Origin of the sequence: Pantoea sp. Sc1 (assembly GCF_000255315.1) — a bacterium.
In the GTDB taxonomy this organism is placed as follows: Bacteria; Pseudomonadota; Gammaproteobacteria; order Enterobacterales; family Enterobacteriaceae; genus Pantoea; species Pantoea anthophila.
In genome coordinates, this window is sequence record NZ_AJFP01000001.1 from 1063974 (window position 1) to 1083659 (window position 19686).

18 protein-coding genes and 1 rRNA gene are annotated in these 19686 nt (G+C 56.9%); 15 read left to right on the forward strand and 4 right to left on the reverse strand.

The window, feature by feature from the left end:
- The first annotated feature begins 7 nt into the window (after nt 1–7).
- The 6 genes from S7A_RS04995 (at nt 8) to tatD (ending at nt 4896) form a co-directional block, all read left to right on the forward strand.
- On the forward strand, nt 8–613 hold the full coding sequence (locus S7A_RS04995; protein ID WP_009088501.1) for an SCP2 domain-containing protein: 606 nt from the start codon (nt 8–10) through the stop codon (nt 611–613).
- Nucleotides 610–2247 (forward strand): ubiquinone biosynthesis regulatory protein kinase UbiB, encoded by a 1638-nt coding sequence (ubiB, locus tag S7A_RS05000; protein ID WP_009088503.1) that lies wholly within the window; start codon nt 610–612, stop codon nt 2245–2247. Before S7A_RS04995 ends, ubiB begins: the two co-directional genes overlap by 4 nt.
- 109 nt (nt 2248–2356) lie before the next feature.
- Nucleotides 2357–2611: a Sec-independent protein translocase subunit TatA gene (tatA, locus tag S7A_RS05005; RefSeq protein WP_009088506.1), complete on the forward strand. Its 255-nt coding sequence runs from the start codon at nt 2357–2359 to the stop codon at nt 2609–2611.
- A gap of 3 nt (nt 2612–2614) precedes the next feature.
- A complete protein-coding gene (tatB, locus tag S7A_RS05010) occupies nt 2615–3268 on the forward strand; it encodes a Sec-independent protein translocase protein TatB (protein WP_009088507.1) in 654 nt (217 codons plus the stop codon).
- The gene (tatC, locus tag S7A_RS05015; protein ID WP_009088508.1) at nt 3268–4026 is read left to right on the forward strand and encodes a Sec-independent protein translocase subunit TatC; all 759 of its coding nucleotides are present in this window, start codon (nt 3268–3270) and stop codon (nt 4024–4026) included. The genes tatB and tatC overlap by 1 nt, the downstream gene beginning before the upstream one ends.
- Nucleotides 4027–4113: 87 nt before the next feature.
- On the forward strand, nt 4114–4896 hold the full coding sequence (gene tatD / locus S7A_RS05020; protein WP_009088510.1) for a 3'-5' ssDNA/RNA exonuclease TatD: 783 nt from the start codon (nt 4114–4116) through the stop codon (nt 4894–4896).
- Here tatD and rfaH read toward each other — a convergent pair.
- Nucleotides 4893–5381, reverse strand: a complete 489-nt coding sequence (rfaH, locus tag S7A_RS05025) for a transcription/translation regulatory transformer protein RfaH (protein WP_009088512.1) — start codon at nt 5379–5381, stop codon at nt 4893–4895. The genes tatD and rfaH overlap by 4 nt on opposite strands.
- 206 nt (nt 5382–5587) lie before the next feature.
- Here rfaH and pepE point away from each other — a divergent pair, with 206 nt between their 5' ends.
- The 3 genes from pepE (at nt 5588) to fre (ending at nt 8621) form a co-directional block, all read left to right on the forward strand.
- Nucleotides 5588–6313, forward strand: a complete 726-nt coding sequence (gene pepE / locus S7A_RS05030; RefSeq protein WP_009088514.1) for a dipeptidase PepE — start codon at nt 5588–5590, stop codon at nt 6311–6313.
- An 80-nt stretch (nt 6314–6393) separates the two neighbouring features.
- Complete coding sequence (ubiD, locus tag S7A_RS05035) at nt 6394–7878, forward strand: 4-hydroxy-3-polyprenylbenzoate decarboxylase (protein WP_009088516.1); 1485 nt, start codon at nt 6394–6396, stop codon at nt 7876–7878.
- A 41-nt stretch (nt 7879–7919) separates the two neighbouring features.
- Nucleotides 7920–8621, forward strand: a complete 702-nt coding sequence (fre, locus tag S7A_RS05040) for an NAD(P)H-flavin reductase (RefSeq protein ID WP_009088519.1) — start codon at nt 7920–7922, stop codon at nt 8619–8621.
- 67 nt (nt 8622–8688) lie between these two features.
- On the opposite strand, the gene fadA is transcribed toward fre, so the two are convergent.
- Nucleotides 8689–9852 (reverse strand): acetyl-CoA C-acyltransferase FadA, encoded by a 1164-nt coding sequence (gene fadA, locus S7A_RS05045; RefSeq protein ID WP_009088521.1) that lies wholly within the window; start codon nt 9850–9852, stop codon nt 8689–8691.
- Nucleotides 9853–9862: 10 nt separating this feature from the next.
- Entirely contained in the window at nt 9863–12046 is a 2184-nt protein-coding gene (gene fadB / locus S7A_RS05050; protein WP_009088522.1) for a fatty acid oxidation complex subunit alpha FadB, read from the reverse strand.
- A gap of 186 nt (nt 12047–12232) precedes the next feature.
- Between fadB and pepQ the strand changes: the two genes are divergently transcribed.
- The 6 genes from pepQ (at nt 12233) to S7A_RS05080 (ending at nt 18149) form a co-directional block, all read left to right on the forward strand.
- Nucleotides 12233–13564: a Xaa-Pro dipeptidase gene (gene pepQ, locus S7A_RS05055; RefSeq protein ID WP_009088524.1), complete on the forward strand. Its 1332-nt coding sequence runs from the start codon at nt 12233–12235 to the stop codon at nt 13562–13564.
- Nucleotides 13564–14181, forward strand: a complete 618-nt coding sequence (locus tag S7A_RS05060) for an IMPACT family protein (RefSeq protein WP_009088527.1) — start codon at nt 13564–13566, stop codon at nt 14179–14181. The genes pepQ and S7A_RS05060 overlap by 1 nt, the downstream gene beginning before the upstream one ends.
- Nucleotides 14182–14213: 32 nt before the next feature.
- Nucleotides 14214–15665, forward strand: a complete 1452-nt coding sequence (gene trkH, locus S7A_RS05065) for a Trk system potassium transporter TrkH (protein ID WP_009088529.1) — start codon at nt 14214–14216, stop codon at nt 15663–15665.
- A gap of 17 nt (nt 15666–15682) precedes the next feature.
- Nucleotides 15683–16216: a menaquinone-dependent protoporphyrinogen IX dehydrogenase gene (gene hemG, locus S7A_RS05070; RefSeq protein WP_009088532.1), complete on the forward strand. Its 534-nt coding sequence runs from the start codon at nt 15683–15685 to the stop codon at nt 16214–16216.
- 250 nt (nt 16217–16466) lie between these two features.
- Nucleotides 16467–16582, forward strand: a 5S ribosomal RNA gene (rrf, locus tag S7A_RS05075).
- Between the two features lie 277 nt (nt 16583–16859).
- Entirely contained in the window at nt 16860–18149 is a 1290-nt protein-coding gene (locus S7A_RS05080; protein ID WP_009088534.1) for an MFS family transporter, read from the forward strand.
- Between the two features lie 153 nt (nt 18150–18302).
- On the opposite strand, the gene pssA is transcribed toward S7A_RS05080, so the two are convergent.
- A complete protein-coding gene (gene pssA, locus S7A_RS05085) occupies nt 18303–19658 on the reverse strand; it encodes a CDP-diacylglycerol--serine O-phosphatidyltransferase (RefSeq protein ID WP_033736136.1) in 1356 nt (451 codons plus the stop codon).
- Nucleotides 19659–19686 lie beyond the last annotated feature (28 nt).

Sequence of the window (19686 nt, forward strand, 5' to 3'; positions counted from 1 at the left end):
GATGGTGATGAACCTGACTCCTTTGATTACGGCGGGCATGGAGACGGCGCTGAACCGTATTCTGTACCGCGATCGCGGCCTTAAGCCGGCGCGGCAACGTCTGAATGGCAAAGTCCTGACACTGCGCCTGAATGAGTTCTCGTCTCCCCTGGTGCTGGTGTTCAGTGAACAGCAGCTGGACGTGTTAGCTGACTGGCAGGACCGCAGCGACTGCACGGTGATCACCTCGCTGAAAAGTCTGCCAAAGCTGCGCGATCGCCAGCAGCTGACGCCGCTGATTCGCAGCGGTGAACTGCAGGTAGAGGGTGATCTGCAGGTGGTGCAGCAGTTCTCGGCGCTGATGGATCTGGCAGAGCTGGATCCGGCGGAATATCTGGCTCCCTGGGTGGGCGACATCGCCGCGCAGGGCATCAGTCAGCGGGCACAGCAGGCTTTCCGCTTTTTCAAAGGTGAAGCAGCGCGTCGTCAGGGATATCTCGGACAGGCCATGACCGAAGAGTGGCGTGTTGCGCCTGGCTCACTGGAACTGGCCTGGTTTTCTGAGGAGGTCGACGCGATGGAACGTTCGCTTGATGCGCTTGATGCGCGTCTGGCGCAGCTGGAGGCAAAATGAGTTTAGGAGAGATCCGCCGCTTATATCTGATCATGAAGGTGTTTCTGACCTATGGCCTTGATGAACTGATCCCGCAGACACGTCTCACTTTCCTGTTCCGCCTGTGGCGTCGCTCAATTTTCTGGATCCCCAATCTGCACCAGCATGAACCGACCGGTGCGCGTATGCGTATGGCGATGGAGCAACTGGGGCCGGTCTGGATCAAGTTTGGTCAGATGCTGTCAACGCGCCGGGATCTCTTCCCGCCGCTGATCGCCGATCAGCTGGCGATCCTGCAGGACCGTGTGGCGCCCTTCGATGGCGTCAAAGCGAAAGCACAGATTGAAGCCTCAATGGGCGCACCCATCGAGACCTGGTTTGATGATTTTGACATTAAGCCGCTGGCGTCTGCGTCGATTGCCCAGGTTCACACCGCCACGCTGAAATCTAACGGCAAAAAAGTGGTGATCAAAGTGATCCGCCCCGACATTTTGCCGGTGATCAAAGCGGATATGAAGCTGATCTATCGCCTGGCGCGCTGGGTTCCGCGTCTGCTGCCGGATGGCCGTCGTCTGCGTCCGGTCGAAGTGGTGCGCGATTATGAGAAAACCCTGCTTGATGAGCTGAACCTGTTACGCGAAGCCGCCAACGCTATTCAGTTACGCCGCAATTTTGAAGAGAGCCGTATGCTCTATGTGCCGGAAGTCTATTCCGACTATTGCAGCGAAACCATGATGGTGATGGAGCGCATTTACGGTATCCCGATTTCCGACGTTGCGACGCTGGAGCGCCACGGCGTGAACATGAAGCTGCTGGCCGAACGCGGTGTCCAGGTCTTCTTTACCCAGGTCTTCCGCGACAGCTTCTTCCACGCAGATATGCATCCGGGCAATATTTTTGTCAGCTATGAACACCCGGAAGATCCGCAATATATCGGTATCGACTGCGGCATCGTGGGGTCGCTGAACAAAGAAGATAAGCGTTATCTGGCGGAAAACTTTATCGCGTTCTTCAACCGTGACTATCGCAAGGTTGCCGAGCTGCACGTTGATTCCGGCTGGGTACCGCCCGATACCAACGTCGAAGATTTCGAGTTTGCGATTCGCACGGTGTGTGAGCCGATTTTTGAAAAGCCGCTGGCTGAGATCTCGTTCGGGCATGTGCTGCTGAACCTGTTCAACACCGCGCGTCGCTTTAATATGGAAGTGCAGCCGCAGCTGGTGCTGCTGCAAAAAACGCTGCTTTATGTGGAAGGCATTGGCCGTCAGCTCTACCCACAGCTCGACCTGTGGAAAACGGCCAAACCCTTCCTGGAAGAGTGGATCAAGGATCAGGTGGGTATCCCCGCCATTATCCGTGCGGTCAAAGAGAAAGCGCCGTTCTGGGCTGAAAAGCTCCCGGAGCTGCCAGAACTCTTTTACGACAGCATGCGCCAGCACAAGCTTTTACGGCACAGCGTCGATAAATTAGTGGGCGATCTCAATGCGCAGCGCGTCCGTCATCATCAGGCGCGTTATCTGTTTGGCGTCGGTGCCACGCTGCTGCTAAGCGGAACGGCAGTTCTGCTCACCCGACCGGACTGGGATCTCTTTCCGGCGGTTCTGATGGCAGCAGGAATCGTTTCATGGCTAATCGGCTGGCGTAAGACAAACTGATTGTCACGTCTGTTTAAAAAAAGGTAATGTCGCTGGCTAAAGCCCGGCTAAAAAGGGCACTCTGTCCTGCATTACCTTATCGTTTTCACAGAATATTAGAGGCTATCTCATGGGCGGTATCAGTATCTGGCAACTGTTAATCATTGCCGTGATTGTTGTACTTCTGTTCGGTACCAATAAATTACGTAATCTGGGTTCGGATTTAGGTTCTTCGATTCGTGGCTTCAAAAAGGCCATGAGTGATGAGGACGACAAAAAGGATCAACCGAAAGAGCAGGACGCTGACTTCGCTGCCAAAACGCTGGCGGACAAACAGCAAACTTCGGCTAACAAAGAAGAAGCCAAGAACGACAAGCAGGTGTAAACCGTGTTCGATATTGGTTTTAGTGAACTGGTATTGGTGTTCGTGATCGGGCTGATTGTACTCGGCCCGCAACGATTACCGGTTGCGGTGAAAACCGTGGTCGGCTGGATCAGGGCGATTCGTTCGCTGGCAGCCAATGTACAACATGAACTGGCGCAGGAACTCAAACTGCAGGAGTTGCAGGAGAGCCTGAAAAAGGTGGAAGAGGCGGGCCGTGGCACGCTCTCCCCTGAGCTGAAGGAGTCGATGGAAGAGCTGCGTAAAACGGCAGATTCAATGAAGCGCTCGGTCAGTCAGAGCATCGACATTGAAAAAGAGGAAGACGAAGCGAACACCATCCACTCAGCACAGCACCGGTATGCCCCTGAGCCTGCTGCGACGGAAACCGCCGCGACGCCAGCCTCAGCAGAGCATCAGGCCAGCGCACCGGCACAGGCACCGTCTGCGGTAGCGGGTGCCGATGCCGCGGTGCAACCCGCACCGGCCGCGGCCGCACAGCGACCCTCTGCTGCGCCATCCGCTCCGGCTGCGCCATCCTCTGCTGCGCCTGCTGCTGTGGCCAGCGCACCGGCACAGGCACCCGCTGGCGACGCCGCCAGGTCATCAGGGTCTGCGCGTCCTTCCGCGACCTCCTCTTCTGCAGGTGATGAACGATAATGGCCGTTGAAGATACCCAACCGCTCATCAGCCATCTGATTGAGCTGCGTAAGCGATTACTGAACTGCATCATCGCCGTACTGGTCATTTTCCTGGTACTGGTCTATTTCGCCAACGACATCTACCAGCTGGTCGCATCACCGCTGATCAGTCAGATGCCGGTGGGCTCCAGCATGATTGCAACCGATGTCGCCTCGCCGTTCTTTACCCCGATAAAGCTGACCATCATCGTGTCAGTGTTTCTCGCGGTGCCGGTGATCCTCTATCAGGTCTGGGCATTTGTCGCCCCGGCGCTCTACCGGCATGAGCGCAGGCTGGTGATGCCGCTGCTCTTTTCCAGCACCTTCCTGTTCTACTTCGGTGTGGCCTTTGCTTATTTCGTCGTTTTCCCGCTGGCATTTGGCTTTTTCACCAAGACCGCGCCCATCGGCGTGACGGTCGCAACGGATATCGCCAAATACCTCGATTTCGTCATGACTCTCTTCATGGCCTTTGGGGTGGCGTTTGAGGTGCCGGTGGCGATCGTGTTGCTCTGCTGGACCGGTATCACCAGCCCGGAAGATCTGAAAAAGAAACGTCCCTATATTCTGGTGGGCGCTTTCGTAGTCGGGATGCTGCTCACACCTCCGGACGTTTTTTCCCAAACTTTGCTCGCTATTCCGATGTACTGCCTGTTTGAAGTCGGCGTATTCTTTTCCCGTTACTATGTGGGTAAAGGCCGCTGGTCACAGGATGAGGATAAACATACCGACGCCTGACGCTGACCGTATGACCCGCACAGGCGGGAAGCGAGCCATCCAGACCGCCCCTCCGGGCGGTTTTTTTTACAAACTGTGGGAAAAATTATGTTTGATATCGGTGTAAACCTGACCAGCACGCAATTCGCCTCCGACCGGCAAAAGGTGGTTAAACGCGCGCGTGATGCGGGCGTCACCGGCATGCTTATTACCGGCACCAACGCGCTGGAGAGCCAGCAGGCTCAGCGACTCGCTGAAGGCCAGCCCGGCTTTTGCTGGTCTACCGCGGGCGTTCATCCTCATCATGCCAGCGAATGGTCGCTGGAGATCGCCAGCACCCTGCGCCGGCTGGCGGAAAAACCGGAAGTGGTCGCCATTGGTGAGTGCGGACTCGATTTTAATCGCAACCTCTCGGCCCATGAGCAGCAGGAGTATGCATTTGACGCACAGCTGGCGCTGGCCGCAGAACTCAATATGCCGGTGTTCCTGCACTGCCGTGAAGCCCATGCGCGTTTCGCTGCGGTGCTTGCTCCCTGGCTGCCAAAACTGCCGGGTGCGGTGATCCACTGCTTTACCGGCACGCGCGACGAACTGGAAGCCTGTCTGGAAATGGGGTTATCTGTGGGCATTACGGGCTGGGTCTGCGATGAGCGTCGGGGTCTGGAACTGCGCGAGCTGCTGCCGCTGATCCCGGCCGAACGCCTGCTGCTGGAAACGGATGCGCCCTACCTGTTGCCGCGCGACATGCGTCCGCGTCCGCCTTCGCGCCGCAACGAACCCTGCTTTTTACCGCATATTGTCAGTCAGGTGGCGACATGGCGAGGTGAGAGTGCGGAGGCACTGGCGGCCCGCATCGATCATAATGCGCGGACGCTGTTCAGACTGGCTTAAAGCTTGCGGAACTGCTTGTTATCGACGCTGCGCATCACCTGCTTGTTGAGGAGATTCAGCAACAGGATCGAGCGTGTTTCACCATCCGGCTCGGCAAAAATGGCGCGCAGCCCTTCAAACGTTCCTTCGGTGATGACAACCTCATCGCCGCTCTGTGGCGTTTCAGGATCGAGCAGGATTTGCGGGACGTCGGTTTCCAGCGCTTCGATGACCGCCGACGGCACGGTTGCCGGGGTGGAGCCGAAGCGGACAAAGTGACTGACACCGCGGGTGCTGCTGATGGTGGTGGTGTGAATCTCTTCAGGATCGAATTCGATAAACAGGTAGTTAGGGAACAGCGGCTCACTCACCGTGGTGCGTTTACCGCGCACAATCTTTTCCAGAGCGATCATCGGGCTGAGGCAATGCACCTCCTGCCGCTCAAGATGCTCCTTCGCGCGCAATAGCTGTCCACGTTTGCAATAGAGTAAGTACCAGGCTTCCATAACGGCTCCCATTGAATGGACGCTAAGAATAGCAAACCTGTTGCCAGAGTTATAGCGCAGGGGCAGGGTAAAGCGGCCCGCAGAGAAAATAAATTGAGACTTTTCTTAGCAGGCCGGAGGCGTGCAGAAACGGTAACGGGAAATTGACGTGTACCAGGACTCTGTATCAGACTCGATAACCTTCACCCCTGCAAAAGGAACGTCTGATGGAACTCTTTCTGTTGAGCAATGGCAGGCTGGCGGACGATGCGCCGCTGCTGGGTTATGCGCAGCCGCAGCTGCACGCGATGATCGCCCGACGCGCTATCCGCTCGGCGGTCCTTATCCCCTACGCGATAATCCGGGGCGATCAGCAGCAGCGCGCCGCCGAACTCACGGCGTCTCTGGGCATCCCGGTCAGGCTGGTTCAATCCTTTGCCTCACCGGCTGAGGCGATTGCACAGGCAGAACTGATTCTGGTCAGCGGCGGCAATACCTGGTTTCTGAACCAGATGCTGCATGAGCAGGATCTCATCGTCCCGATCCAGCGTGCGGTACGTGAGCGACAGGTGCCTTATCTCGGCTGGAGCGCGGGCTGCAATGTGGCGACGCCCTCCATCCGCACCACCAACGATATGCCGGTGCGCAGCAGTGTAGTGCTGCCCGCGCTGGGACTCTTTCCGGTGCAGATCAATCCCCACTATCTTGATGCCAGCGTCAGCGGCCATATGGGCGAAACCCGCGATGAGCGTCTGGCGGAGTTCTGCGCGGTTAACCCGACGGAGTCGGTGATTGCCCTGCGTGAAGGCAGTTTTCTGCACCTGCATGACAACCAGCTGCGCTATCACAGCGTGCGAAACGAGGACTTTAAGCTGTTTCGCCACGGTGACCCGATTCAGGGAATGCACAATACCCGCGAACTGCAACCGCTGGTTCCCTTTCAGTGCGTATGAGGCTGCGGTATAAACCTCAGCAACTCCGCGTAATCAGACCTATAATGGCCGATTCACTCTGGCCGGAATGTTAAAGCCGCATGAAATACCACGATTTGAGAGACTTCCTCGCGCTGCTTGAACAGCGCGGTGAGCTAAAGCGCATTACCCAGTCCATCGATCCCGAACTGGAAATGACGGAGATTGCCGATCGCACGCTGCGTGCCGGTGGCCCCGCCCTGCTGTTTGAAAACCCGAAAGGGTACGATATGCCGGTGCTGTGCAACCTGTTCGGCACGCCTAAGCGCGTGGCCATGGGCATGGGGCAGGAGGAGGTGAGCGCCCTGCGTGAAGTGGGTAAGCTGCTGGCCTTCCTTAAAGAGCCTGAGCCGCCAAAAGGCTTCCGCGACCTGTTCGATAAAATGCCACAGTTTAAGCAGGTGCTGAACATGCCGACCAAACGGCTGCGTAATGCGCCCTGTCAGGAAGAGGTGTTCAGCGGTGATGAGGTCGATCTGACGCGTATTCCGGTCATGAAGTGCTGGCCAGGCGATGCCGCACCGCTGATTACCTGGGGACTGACCGTCACGCGCGGCCCCCACAAAGAGCGCCAGAATCTCGGTATTTACCGTCAGCAGGTGATCGGTAAAAATCGTCTGATCATGCGCTGGCTGTCGCACCGTGGCGGCGCGCTTGATTTTCAGGAGTGGACGAAAGCGCATCCGGGTGAACGTTTTCCGGTTTCGGTCGCGCTGGGCGCCGATCCTGCCACCATCCTCGGCGCGGTGACGCCGGTGCCTGACACGCTGTCAGAATATGCGTTTGCCGGTCTGCTGCGCGGCAATAAAACGGAAGTGGTGAAGTGCCTGTCGAACGATCTCGAAGTGCCGGCCAGTGCGGAAATCGTGCTGGAAGGGTATATCGAAGCGGGCGATATGGCGCCAGAAGGCCCCTACGGCGACCACACCGGCTACTATAATGAAGTGGATAGCTTCCCGGTATTTACCGTGACGCATATCACGCAGCGTCGTCAGCCGATCTATCACTCCACCTATACCGGGCGTCCGCCGGATGAACCCGCCGTACTGGGCGTGGCGCTGAATGAAGTTCTGGTACCGATTCTGATTAAGCAGTTCCCGGAGATCGTGGACTTCTACCTGCCGCCTGAAGGTTGCTCCTACCGACTGGCGGTTGTGACGATTAAAAAGCAGTACGCAGGGCATGCCAAACGTGTCATGTTTGGCGTCTGGTCATTTTTGCGGCAGTTCATGTACACCAAATTTGTTATTGTGTGTGACGATGATGTTAATGCGCGCGACTGGAATGATGTGATCTGGGCGATCACCACGCGAATGGATCCGGCCCGTGATACGGTATTAGTCGAAAATACCCCTATCGACTATCTCGATTTCGCCTCGCCGGTTTCCGGGCTGGGGTCGAAGATGGGGCTTGATGCAACCAATAAGTGGCCGGGTGAAACGCAGCGTGAATGGGGTACGCCCATTGTTAAAGATCCTGCGGTCACGGCGCGCATTGATGCTATCTGGGATGAGCTAGGTATTCTTGATCAGCCGCCACAGCGTTGATGGCGAGCACAACCATAAAGACGACCCGACAGAGGGAACGCATGACAACGTTAAGCTGTAAAGTAACTTCGGTTGAGGCGATTACCGACACGGTCTATCGCGTTCGCCTGATCCCTGAAGCGGAATTCAGTTTTCGCGCGGGGCAGTATCTGATGGTCGTGATGGATGAGCGTGATAAGCGTCCGTTCTCACTGGCCTCAACGCCGATGGAAAAAGATATTATTGAGCTGCATATCGGCGCGTCCGATCTCAACCTCTATGCGATGGCGGTGATGGATCGGATCCGCAACGATCGCCAGATCACCGTCGATATGCCGCACGGTGACGCCTGGCTGCGCGAAGAGAGCAGTAAGCCGCTGATCCTGATTGCAGGTGGCACCGGCTTCTCCTACGCCCGTTCGATTCTGCTCACCGCGCTGGCGGAACAGCCGGAGCGCGATATCGCCATTTACTGGGGCGGACGTGAGCTTAAGCATCTGTACGATCTGGACGAGCTGAATGCGCTGGCGGTGAAGCACCCGAACCTGAAAGTGATCCCGGTTGTAGAACAGCCTGAAGCGGGCTGGCAGGGACGTTCCGGTACGGTACTGACCGCGGTGATGCAGGATTTCAGCACGCTGAGCGAACATGAGATCTATATCGCCGGGCGCTTTGAGATGGCAAAGATTGCCCGCGACCGTTTCTGTGCCGAGCGTGGCGCAGTCGAGTCACAGATGTATGGCGATGCGTTTGCCTTTATCTGATCGCCGGCAGCAGACAGAAAAAACCCGCCGGTAACGGCGGGTAAATCTGACAAAAAAACGCAACGTATTACAGACGCTCGAATACGGTTGCGATCCCCTGGCCCAGCCCGATACACATGGTGGCAAGGCCCAGGCTGGCATCGCGTCGTTCCATAATGTTCAGCAGCGTGGTACTGATACGCGCGCCGGAACAGCCCAGCGGATGGCCTAACGCAATCGCGCCGCCATTCAGATTGACCTTTTCATCCAGCTGCTCCAGCAACCCTAAATCTTTGATGCACGGCAGTGTCTGCGCAGCAAAGGCTTCGTTCAGCTCAAAGACGTCGATATCGCTGACGCTCAGTCCCGCCCGTTTTAACGCCAGCCTACTGGCCGGAACCGGCCCATAGCCCATGATTGAAGGATCGCAGCCCACCACGGCCATGCTGCGGATGCGGGCGCGCGGCGTCAGTCCCAGCTCGCGGGCGCGTGATTCGCTCATCACCAGCATGGCGGCTGCGCCATCTGACAACGCTGACGAGGAGCCCGCCGTCACGGTGCCATTCACCGGATCGAAAGCCGGTTTCAGCGCCGCCAGGCCTTCGGCGCTGGTCTCTTCACGGATCACTTCATCGAAATCATAACGTTTGAGGATGCCGTCGCTGTCATGACCATAGGTGGCGACAATCTCTGTCGCAAAGTCGCCGCGCCGGGTGGCCTGCCAGGCCCGCTGGTGCGAACGCAGGGCAAATGCATCCTGCTGCTCACGGCTGATATGATGCATTCGCGCCAGCATTTCTGCCGTCAGGCCCATCATCCCTGCGGCTTTGGCAACCGTCCGGCTCAGCCCGGGATGAAAGTCGACGCCGTGGTTCATCGGCACATGCCCCATATGCTCCACGCCGCCGATCAGACAGCTCCGGGCATCACCGACCATAATGGCGCGGGCGGCATCGTGCAGCGCCTGCATGGAAGAGCCGCACAGCCGGTTGACGGTGCTGGCTGGCACCGTGTGGGGAATTTCGGCCAGCAGGGCAGCGTTACGTGCGATATTAAATCCCTGCTCCAGCGTCTGCTGCACGCAGCCCCAGAGAATGTCATCCAGCTCTGCCGGGTTCACGGTCGGGTTGCGGCTCAGCAGTTCACGCATCAGATGCGCAGAGAGATCTTCGGCGCGCACATGACGGAAGGCGCCGCCTTTTGACCGGCCCATTGGCGTGCGCACGGCATCAATAATCACCACATTTTCCATCTTCTTGCCCTCAGGCGCTTTTCAGCGCGGCTTCATCAATCGGTTTGGCGGCGGGATACCAGCTTTCATGCTGATGGGCTTTCTGCAGCAGCAGGGCAGGCAGGGCATACAGGCCACCGAGGCCGCTATAACGCCGTGCCTGATCCACCACGTTGCTGTTGCCCAGAGTATCGAGATAGCGGAAAGCCCCGCCACGGAAAGGCGGGAAGCCGAGGCCATACACCAGCGCCATATCGGCTTCAGCCGGTGAGGCGATAATCTTCTCTTCCAGGCAGCGCACCACTTCGTTCAGCATCGGCAGCATCATGCGGTTCAGAATCTCTTCATCGCTGAAGATTCGCGCGGGCTGACAGGCCTGCTGCAGCAGCGTATCGACATCGGCATCGGCCACTTTTTTTGGCTTGCCCTTTTTATCTTCTTCCCAGCGCCAGAAGCCTTTGCCATTTTTCTGACCAAAGCGACCAGCCTCAAACAGCAGATCGATCGCGTCGCGATAGTCATGCTTCATGCGGTCCGGGAACCCGTCAGCCATCACGCTTTGCGCGTGGTGCGCCGTATCGATGCCCACGACATCCAGCAGCCATGACGGCCCCATCGGCCAGCCAAACTGTTTTTCCATGACCTTATCTATCTGGCGGAAATCTGCGCCATCGCGCAGGAGCAGGCTGAAAGCGGCGAAGTAGGGGAACAGCACCCGGTTAACAAAGAAGCCGGGGCAGTCGTTGACCACGATAGGGGTTTTACCCATTTTGCTGGCCCAGGCCACCACTTTGCCGAGGGTCGCTTCACTGGTTTTCTCGCCCCGGATCACTTCGACCAGCGGCATACGCGGCACCGGGTTAAAGAAGTGCATGCCACAGAAGTTTTCCGGGCGCTGCAACGCCTGCGCCAGCTGGCTGATAGGAATGGTCGAAGTATTCGAGGCCAGAACGGCATCGTCACGCAGGTGCCGCTCTGTTTCAGCCAGCACTTTAGCCTTGATCTGCGGGTTCTCGACCACCGCTTCCACCACCACGTCGGCCTGTTCAAAACCGGCGTAATCCAGCGTGGGCTGGATGGTGGCGATGACGCTGGCCAGCCTGTTACCGTCAATTTTTCCGCGCGCCAGCTGGGTGTTGAGCAGCTTGCTGGCTTCATTCATCCCCAGCGTCAGCGCCTGTGGGTTGATATCTTTCATTCTGACCGGCACGCCTTTCCAGGCAGACTGGTAGCTGATGCCACCGCCCATGATGCCTGCGCCCAGCACTGCCGCCTGAGCAGGTGCGCCGCTTTCGCTGGCGCGTTTTTTTGCCAGCCCTTTAACGTACTGATCGTTGAGGAAGATGCCGACCAGTGCGCGCGCTTCGTCAGACTGCGCCAGCGGCACAAATGCAGCCGTTTCAAGCTTCAGCGCATCATCACGACCGAGACTGGCCGCGGCCTCAATGGTTTTTACCGCCATCAGCGGAGCGGGGTAGTGTTTTCCTGCGGTCTGTATCACCATGCCCTTCGCAATGGTAAAACTCATCGCCGCCTCAATCGGGCTGAGCTTCAGCGGGGCCAGTTTAGGCGCACGGCGCGCCTGCCAGCTGCCCTCTTCGGCGGCCGCTCTGAGCATGGTGATGCCCGCTTCGCGCAGTTTGTCACGGGCAACCACCGCATCGACCAGGCCCAGTTTCAGCGCGGCATTGCCATCCACATCTTTACCGGCGGCAATAATTTCCAGCGCGCTGTCGGCTCCCAGCAGGCGGGGCAACCTTACGCTGCCGCCAAAGCCTGGCATGATGCCGAGTCTGGTTTCCGGCAGGCCGATGCGGGCATCCGCAGTGGCGATGCGCAGGTCGGTCGCCAGGACGCACTCACATCCGCCACCCAGCGCATAACCATCAATGGCTGCCAGGGTGGGCACGGGCAAATCTTCCAGACGGTTGAAGATGCTGTTGGCGTAACTCAGCCACTGGCTCAGCTTTTCGGTGGGGGCATTAAACAGGGAAAGAAACTCGGTAATGTCCGCACCCACGATAAAGGCGGGTTTAGCGGAGCTCAGCAGCAGGCCGCGCAGTGCTGGCTGCTGTTCCAGGACCGCAATAGCCTCGCCCAGACTGGCGACCGTTTGCGTATCCAGCTTGTTGACTGAGCCTTTGGCATCAAAAACCAGCTCGGCGATGCCATCGTCCAGCCAGTGAAGGGTAAGGTTAGCGCCTTGGTAGAGCATGTGCGTCTCCTGAAACCGCGAAAGGTGATCTGGTCATACCAGATGATCGTGAGTGTGGGAGTGATGTTAATTTTTTGCAAACCGCTCTTTGCTTATTTGCTAACAAGATCACAGCCACGCCGGCTTCGGCATCTGAGCAAGGGGTATGCTAAACTGCGGCCATTTCGCGACACGGGAGAGACGGCTATGGATTCACTGAAGACCTTGTATCACGCGCACATCGCCACGTTGCAGCAACGGGCGCAGCAGGTGCTGGCACACAATAAACTGGATGCGATGCTGATCCATTCCGGTGAGTTGCTGACGGTGTTTCTGGATGACCACACCTATCCGTTTAAGGTGAATCCGCAGTTCAAAGCCTGGGTGCCGGTCACGCAGGTGCCTAACTGCTGGCTCTGGATCGATGGCGTGAACAAACCGAAACTGTGGTTCTACTCTCCGGTGGATTACTGGCATAACGTTGAACCGCTGCCGGACAGTTTCTGGACCGGAGATGTCGAGGTTATCGGCCTGAAAAACGCCGATGAGATTGCGCAGCTGCTCCCTGCACAGCGTGATAATGTCGCCTATATCGGGCCGGTTAATGCGCGCGCGGCGCAGCTCGGAATCTCCTCAGACAACATCAACCCTAAAGCGGTCATCGACTTTCTGCACTACCATCGCAGCATCAAAACCGACTATGAACTGGCCTGTCTGCGCCAGGCGCAGAAGCTGGCGGTTGCGGGGCATCGCGCGGCCAAAGAGGCGTTCTCTGCGGGCCTGAGCGAATTTGACATCAATCAGGCTTACCTGACCGCGACCGGCCATCGTGATACCGATGTGCCGTACGGCAATATTATTGCGCTGAATGAACACGCGGCGGTGCTGCACTACACCCGCCTGGATCATCAGCCACCGGCGAAACGTCACAGCTTCCTGATTGATGCCGGCGCCGAATATCTGGGCTACGCCGCCGATCTGACCCGCAGCTATGCGGCGCAGAGCAGCTCGCTCTATGCCAGAATGGTGGAGGCGATGAACGCCGAGGAGCTGGCTTTAATCGCCACGCTGAAACCGGGTGTGCGCTACACCGATTATCATCTTCAGATGCACCAGCGTATTGCGAAGATGTTGCTGAAGTTTGAGCTGGTGCAGGGAATCAGCGAAGAGGCGCTGGTGGCTGAAGATCTGACCGGGCCATTTATGCCACACGGTCTGGGGCATCCGCTGGGCTTGCAGGTGCATGACGTTGCCGGGTTTATGCAGGATGAGCAGGGCACCCATCTCGCCGCGCCTGCGCAGTATCCTTACCTTCGCTGCACCCGCGTGCTGCAACCCGGCATGGTCTTAACCATCGAGCCGGGCTTCTATATTATCGACTCGTTACTGGCGCCGCTGCGTCAGGGCCGTTTCAGTCAGCACTTTAACTGGCAGGCGATTGATGCGCTTCGGCCTTATGGCGGCATTCGCATCGAAGATAACGTGGTGATCCATCCAAACCGCGTTGAAAACATGACCCGCGATCTGCATCTGGCCTGATGGACGCGTTTGATATTCCCGCGCTGGCCGTGAGCATCAGCGAGGAAACCATCAAAAAGAGTCGCTTTATTACGCTGCTGGCGCACACCGAGGGGACAGAGGCCGCGCGCGCCTTTGTCCAGCAGGTGAAAAGCGAGCATCCTGCTGCCCGGCATCACTGCTGGGCCTGGGTGGCGGGCGCGCCGAATGACTCTCAGCAGCTCGGTTTTTCGGATGATGGTGAGCCGTCGGGCACCGCCGGGAAACCGATGCTGGCGCAGCTGATGGGTGCCGGTATTGGCGAGGTGACCGCTGTGGTGGTGCGTTATTACGGCGGCATCATGCTGGGCACCGGTGGCCTGGTGAAGGCGTATGGCGGTGGCGTCCAGCAGGGACTGAAGCAGTTACCGCGACAGCGCAAAGTACCGATGATGGTTTTCACGCTGCAATGCGACTATGCACAGCACAGCGATATCGAACGGCTGGTGCAGCGTTTTGAAGGTAAGGTGACCGACAGCCACTATCAGGATCGTATTGCGCTGACGCTGGCATTGCCTTACGGACAGATCGAGGGGTTCAAAAAAAATCTGTCAGACTTTAGCCGGGGCGCGTTGTCGCTGATCCCGCTCACACCATGATGTTCATCTCTCTTATTTAAAGGAACGGCTGAATGCACTTTCGCGCCATTACCCGCATCGTCGGTCTGCTGGTAATTCTTTTTTCAGTGACAATGATTCTGCCCGGCCTCGTCGCATTAATTTATCGCGATGGCGCGGGACGGGCGTTCAGCCAGACATTTATGATGGCGCTGGTGATCGGCTCGCTGCTGTGGTGGCCGAACCGTAAAAAGAAAACCGAACTCAAACCCCGCGAAGGGTTCCTGATCGTCGTCCTGTTCTGGACGGTGCTGGGCAGCGTAGGGGCCATGCCCTTTATCTTTGCGGAGCAGCCGCATCTTTCCGTCACGGATGCGTTCTTTGAATCTTTCTCGGGCCTGACAACCACCGGAGCCACCACGCTGGTGGGGCTGGACTCGCTGCCTAAGGCCATCCTCTTCTACCGGCAGATGCTGCAGTGGCTGGGCGGGATGGGGATCATCGTGTTAGCGGTAGCCATCCTGCCGATTCTGGGCGTCGGGGGCATGCAGCTCTATCGCGCTGAAATGCCGGGACCCCTGAAAGACAATAAAATGCGCCCGCGCATCGCCGAGACGGCCAAGACACTCTGGCTGATCTATGTTCTGCTGACCGTAGCCTGTGCGCTGGCACTCTGGCTGGCGGGCATGCCGGCGTTCGATGCTATCGGCCACAGCTTTTCGACCATCGCCATTGGCGGCTTCTCAACTCATGATGCCAGCATCGGCTACTTTAACAGCAGCACCATCAATACTATCGTGGCGGTCTTCCTGCTGATCTCCGGCTGTAACTACGGCCTGCACTTTTCCATGCTAAGCGGACGTAACCTGCGCGTGTACTGGCGGGACCCGGAGTTCCGCATGTTTATCGGCGTTCAGCTGACGCTGGTTCTGATCTGTACGGTGGTGCTCTGGTTCCACAATGTCTATGCCAGCGGCTGGCAGACCCTGAACCAGGCCTTTTTCCAGGTGGTATCCATGGCGACGACGGCGGGTTTCACGACCGACAGTATCGCTCGCTGGCCGCTGTTCCTGCCGGTTCTGCTGTTGTGCTCAGCTTTCATTGGTGGCTGTGCCGGTTCAACCGGGGGTGGCCTGAAGGTGATCCGCATTCTGCTGTTGTGCAAACAGGGTAACCGCGAGCTTAAGCGTCTGGTTCACCCGAATGCGGTGTACACCATTAAGCTGGGCAATCGTGCGCTGCCGGAGCGTATCCTGGAAGCCGTCTGGGGATTCTTCTCGGCCTATGCGCTGGTGTTCCTGGTGAGCATGCTGGCGATCATCGCCACGGGCGTCGATGACTTCTCCGCTTTTGCTGCCGTTGCCGCCACGCTGAATAACCTCGGGCCGGGCTTAGGCGTCGTGGCAGACAACTTCACGTCGATGAATGATGTGGCGAAATGGATACTTATCTCTACCATGTTGTTCGGGCGTCTCGAGGTTTTCACCTTGCTGGTGCTGTTTACGCCTACTTTCTGGCGTGAATAATTAATAAGGATGCTGACATGAAAGCGCTGATTCTCTATTCCACCCGCGACGGGCAAACGCAGAAGATTGCTTCCGCTCTTGCAGAGACCATCCGGCAGCAGCAGCCGTGTGATGTGCTGAACATCCAGGATGCCGCTGTGCCTGACTGGACACAGTATGATCGCGTACTGATTGGCGCCTCGATCCGCTATGGCCATTTTCAGCCGGTCGTCGAGACCTTCGTTAAGCAACATCTCCCTGCGCTGCAGCAGCGTACCAGCGGTTTCTTTTCGGTAAACCTCACGGCACGCAAACCTGAAAAGCGTTCTCCTGAAACGAATGCCTATACCCGGAAGTTCTTATTGCAGTCTCCATGGCAGCCTGACTGCTGTGCCGTATTCGCAGGGGCGCTCTATTATCCCCGCTATCGCTGGTTTGACCGTGTGATGATTCAGCTGATTATGCGTATGACCGGCGGTGAAACCGATGCAACGAAAGAAGTGGAATACACGGACTGGCAACAGGTGAGCCGTTTTGCCCATGAATTTGCACAGTTACCAGGCAAATCGTAGCGAAATAGCGCGATTTGGTGAAAATTACTTCGAACAGTAATCTTTTCGCAATAAACGCTTGTCAGCCCGCGCGAACTTTGTTACCGGATAACAGTTGTGTCCTGCGGAGTCAAGTCCGAAGGATTCTGCGCTGAGGCAAGGCGGCAACCGAGCGATGTGAAGGAGCATACTGACGTATGTGACTGAGCAGCGGGAGGGCGGCCAACGCAGCATCAGCACAGAAGACACAGGACAGAGCACAAAGAATTTGCCTGGCGGCTTTAGCGCGGTGGTCCCACCTGACCCCATGCCGAACTCAGAAGTGAAACGCCGTAGCGCCGATGGTAGTGTGGGGCCTCCCCATGCGAGAGTAGGGAACTGCCAGGCATTATATAAGTGAAGAAGCCCCGCACCGACGTGCGGGGCTTTTTTACGTCTGAATTTTTCTTTTTTATACTGAAATGCGGCGCTGATCCTCTGCATTCCTTCACTTTCTGACCCTCCATTTTCCCTGCCTTTATCGCCAGCAAACCGCTGATTTTTCGATAATTAGCGATGCGGCTCACAATAATAATCTCAGATTAGGCCGCCTTTACCTTCCGTGGACTTAAATGCTTTACTCATACTTTAAACGCTGTTGATCAGCAAGGAACAGAGGTAAGGCATGACACCCACAACAAATAAAATGCAGACGGATGATACAAAAAAGCGTATCTGGGCCATCGTCGGTGCGTCATCGGGTAACCTGGTAGAGTGGTTCGACTTTTATGTCTATTCATTCTTCTCACTCTATTTTGCCCATATTTTCTTCCCGCAGGGCGATACCACGACCCAGCTGCTCCAGACAGCGGGCGTATTTGCGGCCGGCTTCTTAATGCGTCCGATAGGGGGCTGGCTGTTCGGCTATATCGGCGACAAACATGGCCGAAAAAATTCGATGCTGGTTTCAGTCTGTATGATGTGTTTTGGCTCACTGGTGATCGCCTGCTTACCCGGTTATGCCTCCATTGGTGTGGCGGCTCCGGTCATTCTGCTGCTGGCGCGTATGTTTCAGGGCCTGTCGGTAGGGGGCGAGTATGGAACCAGCGCAACCTACATGAGCGAAGTTGCGCTGGAAGGGCGCAAAGGTTTTTATGCCTCATTCCAGTATGTCACGCTGATCGGAGGCCAGTTAGCCGCAGTGCTCACCGTCGTGGTGTTGCAGTTTCTGCTCACCGATGCAGAACTGCGGAGCTGGGGCTGGCGTATTCCGTTCTTCCTTGGCGCGCTGCTCGCCGTTGTTGCGCTCTGGCTGCGCCGATCGCTGGAAGAGACCTCAGATAAAACCAGCCGTGAACATCGCGATGCAGGAAGCGTAATCGGGTTGCTGCGCAATCATACCCGTCCCTTCCTGATGGTGCTGGGTTTCACCGCTGGCGGCTCTCTGAGTTTCTACACGTTCACAACCTATATGCAGAAGTATCTGGTTAACACCTCGGGAATGGATCCTAAGACCGCCAGCGGCCTGATGACCGGCGCACTGCTGGTCTTTATGCTGATTCAGCCCATTATTGGGGCCCTGTCAGATAAAATTGGCCGTCGTACCTCAATGATGATTTTTGGCGCGGGCGCGGCCATCTGTACAGTTCCGATCCTGACGCTGCTGCAAAATGTGCAGAGCCCCGGCGTGGCTTTCGTGTTGATCATGCTGGCGCTGCTAATCACCAGCTTCTACACCGCCATCAGCGGCATCCTTAAAGCCGAAATGTTTCCGCCTCAGGTGCGTGCGCTGGGGGTAGGACTCTCCTATGCGGTCGCCAATGCGATTTTCGGTGGGTCGGCCGAGTATGTGGCCTTACTGATGAAGAAGCAGGGCATTGAGACAACCTTCTTCTGGTATGTCTCCGCGATGGGGGCGGTGGCCTTTGTGGTGTCGCTGTTACTGCATAAGCGCGGGAAGGGAATCAGGCTCTGACGCGATTACTGGCCTGGATTCCACGGGGCAATGCCGCTGGCTGTACCGGCGGCATCCCGGGCGGAATCTGTGCCATCCGATCGGCTCTCATATCCCTCTTTGCCTGCTCCGGGCCGCAGGATTCACATAGTGCGGCCTCTGAGCGTCAACCTTTTAAAGAATACGGCTGATTAAACGATCGATACGGATCCGGCGCAGACGGCGGATCAGTTTCCGCACCTTGGCTGGATAATCCGCAATACTTTCGAGTTCACGGAAATGGTTCACGACCGTGGTGTGCTGCCGGATTAACGTCAGCTCCTTCTCACGCTGGACTGCTAACTCCTGATGCGGATCGTGGATCAGCACCGCATTTTCCAGATCGAGTCGCCATGCGCGCGGATTGAGATTATTACCGGTGATCAGCTGCCACTCATCATCCACCCACATCCCTTTGAGGTGATAGCTGTTCTCGCCATCCTTCCACAACCGTACGACCAGCTGTTCGTTGCTGACGTAGTATTGCAGGCGGCTCAGGAAGCGACGCAGGTTAATCTCATAGAGATAAGGCAGCGCACCAATGATCTTGAAGGGCTGATCGGGGGCGATGTAGAAGTCATTGGCGGTTTTATCCCCCACAATGATCTCAACCTGCTTACCCTGACGCAGCAGATGAATGATATTGCGAACCAGCAGCGCAGGCAGGTTGAAGTAGGGGGTGCAGATAATGAGTTTCTGCTCTGCACAGGGCATCAGGTGGAAAATCGTTTTGTTCAGCAGGCTATGCTTACCCAATCCCACCAGCGGGGTGACCGCCAGCTCTTCGTTACCCGCATTTCCGTCGAACTGATAGTTAAAGCCACGCAGATCCTGACGAAACTGACGCGTTTCATTTTTGATTTCAGGACTGGAAGGGCGTTCTGCCGCGTCGAGACGGTTGACCGCTTCGGCTGGCTTAAGGTTGAGATCGATCCAGGCATACATGGTATCGGTCAGCTGAGCATTGCGGATGATCTGGTAGCGGTCATAGCGATATTTATCATGCTGATGCAGATAGACATCATTAATGCTGGCTCCGCTGTAGATCAGCGTGTCATCAATAATGAAGCCTTTCAGATGGAGCACACCCAGCGCTTCGCGGGTATTAACCGGGATGCCATACACCGGAATCGCAATGTCGGCATGGCGGGTCGCCATTTCGCAATACCAGTCCGCATTAGTGACGCCTCGCGCGGCACCAATGCGTCCACGCTGTGCACGATGCCAGTCAACCAGAATTGAAATATCCAGTTCCGGACGCGCCTGCTTCGCACGGTAGAGCGCATCCATGATGGCGCGCCCGGCATCATCATTTTCCAGATAGAGCGCAACGATACAGATGCGGGTCTGCGCTGCGGCAATTTTTTCCAGCAGCGTCTCACGAAATTCGGCAGGCGAGTAAAGTGTCGACACATCCGCAACGGATTGTGACAGTTTCGGCAACTGTGCGAGGTGTTGTTGGTGTTTATTACGTTTGAATTTAGACAACATCACAGTGCACTTCTTCTCTGTTCATTGC

Bases quoted from the DNA above. Each gene is read 5' to 3' on its own strand.
- tatD (WP_009088510.1), top strand. From the start codon at position 4,114: ATGTTTGATATCGGTGTAAACCTGACCAGCACGCAATTCGCCTCCGAC.
- S7A_RS05060 (WP_009088527.1), top strand. From the start codon at position 13,564: ATGGACGCGTTTGATATTCCCGCGCTGGCCGTGAGCATCAGCGAGGAA.
- S7A_RS04995 (WP_009088501.1), top strand. From the start codon at position 8: ATGAACCTGACTCCTTTGATTACGGCGGGCATGGAGACGGCGCTGAAC.
- ubiD (WP_009088516.1), top strand. From the start codon at position 6,394: ATGAAATACCACGATTTGAGAGACTTCCTCGCGCTGCTTGAACAGCGC.
- tatA (WP_009088506.1), top strand. From the start codon at position 2,357: ATGGGCGGTATCAGTATCTGGCAACTGTTAATCATTGCCGTGATTGTT.
- ubiB (WP_009088503.1), top strand. From the start codon at position 610: ATGAGTTTAGGAGAGATCCGCCGCTTATATCTGATCATGAAGGTGTTT.
- fadA (WP_009088521.1), bottom strand. From the start codon at position 9,852: ATGGAAAATGTGGTGATTATTGATGCCGTGCGCACGCCAATGGGCCGG.
- fadB (WP_009088522.1), bottom strand. From the start codon at position 12,046: ATGCTCTACCAAGGCGCTAACCTTACCCTTCACTGGCTGGACGATGGC.
- fre (WP_009088519.1), top strand. From the start codon at position 7,920: ATGACAACGTTAAGCTGTAAAGTAACTTCGGTTGAGGCGATTACCGAC.
- tatC (WP_009088508.1), top strand. From the start codon at position 3,268: ATGGCCGTTGAAGATACCCAACCGCTCATCAGCCATCTGATTGAGCTG.
- S7A_RS05080 (WP_009088534.1), top strand. From the start codon at position 16,860: ATGACACCCACAACAAATAAAATGCAGACGGATGATACAAAAAAGCGT.
- pepE (WP_009088514.1), top strand. From the start codon at position 5,588: ATGGAACTCTTTCTGTTGAGCAATGGCAGGCTGGCGGACGATGCGCCG.
- hemG (WP_009088532.1), top strand. From the start codon at position 15,683: ATGAAAGCGCTGATTCTCTATTCCACCCGCGACGGGCAAACGCAGAAG.
- trkH (WP_009088529.1), top strand. From the start codon at position 14,214: ATGCACTTTCGCGCCATTACCCGCATCGTCGGTCTGCTGGTAATTCTT.
- pssA (WP_033736136.1), bottom strand. From the start codon at position 19,658: ATGTTGTCTAAATTCAAACGTAATAAACACCAACAACACCTCGCACAG.
- rfaH (WP_009088512.1), bottom strand. From the start codon at position 5,381: ATGGAAGCCTGGTACTTACTCTATTGCAAACGTGGACAGCTATTGCGC.
- pepQ (WP_009088524.1), top strand. From the start codon at position 12,233: ATGGATTCACTGAAGACCTTGTATCACGCGCACATCGCCACGTTGCAG.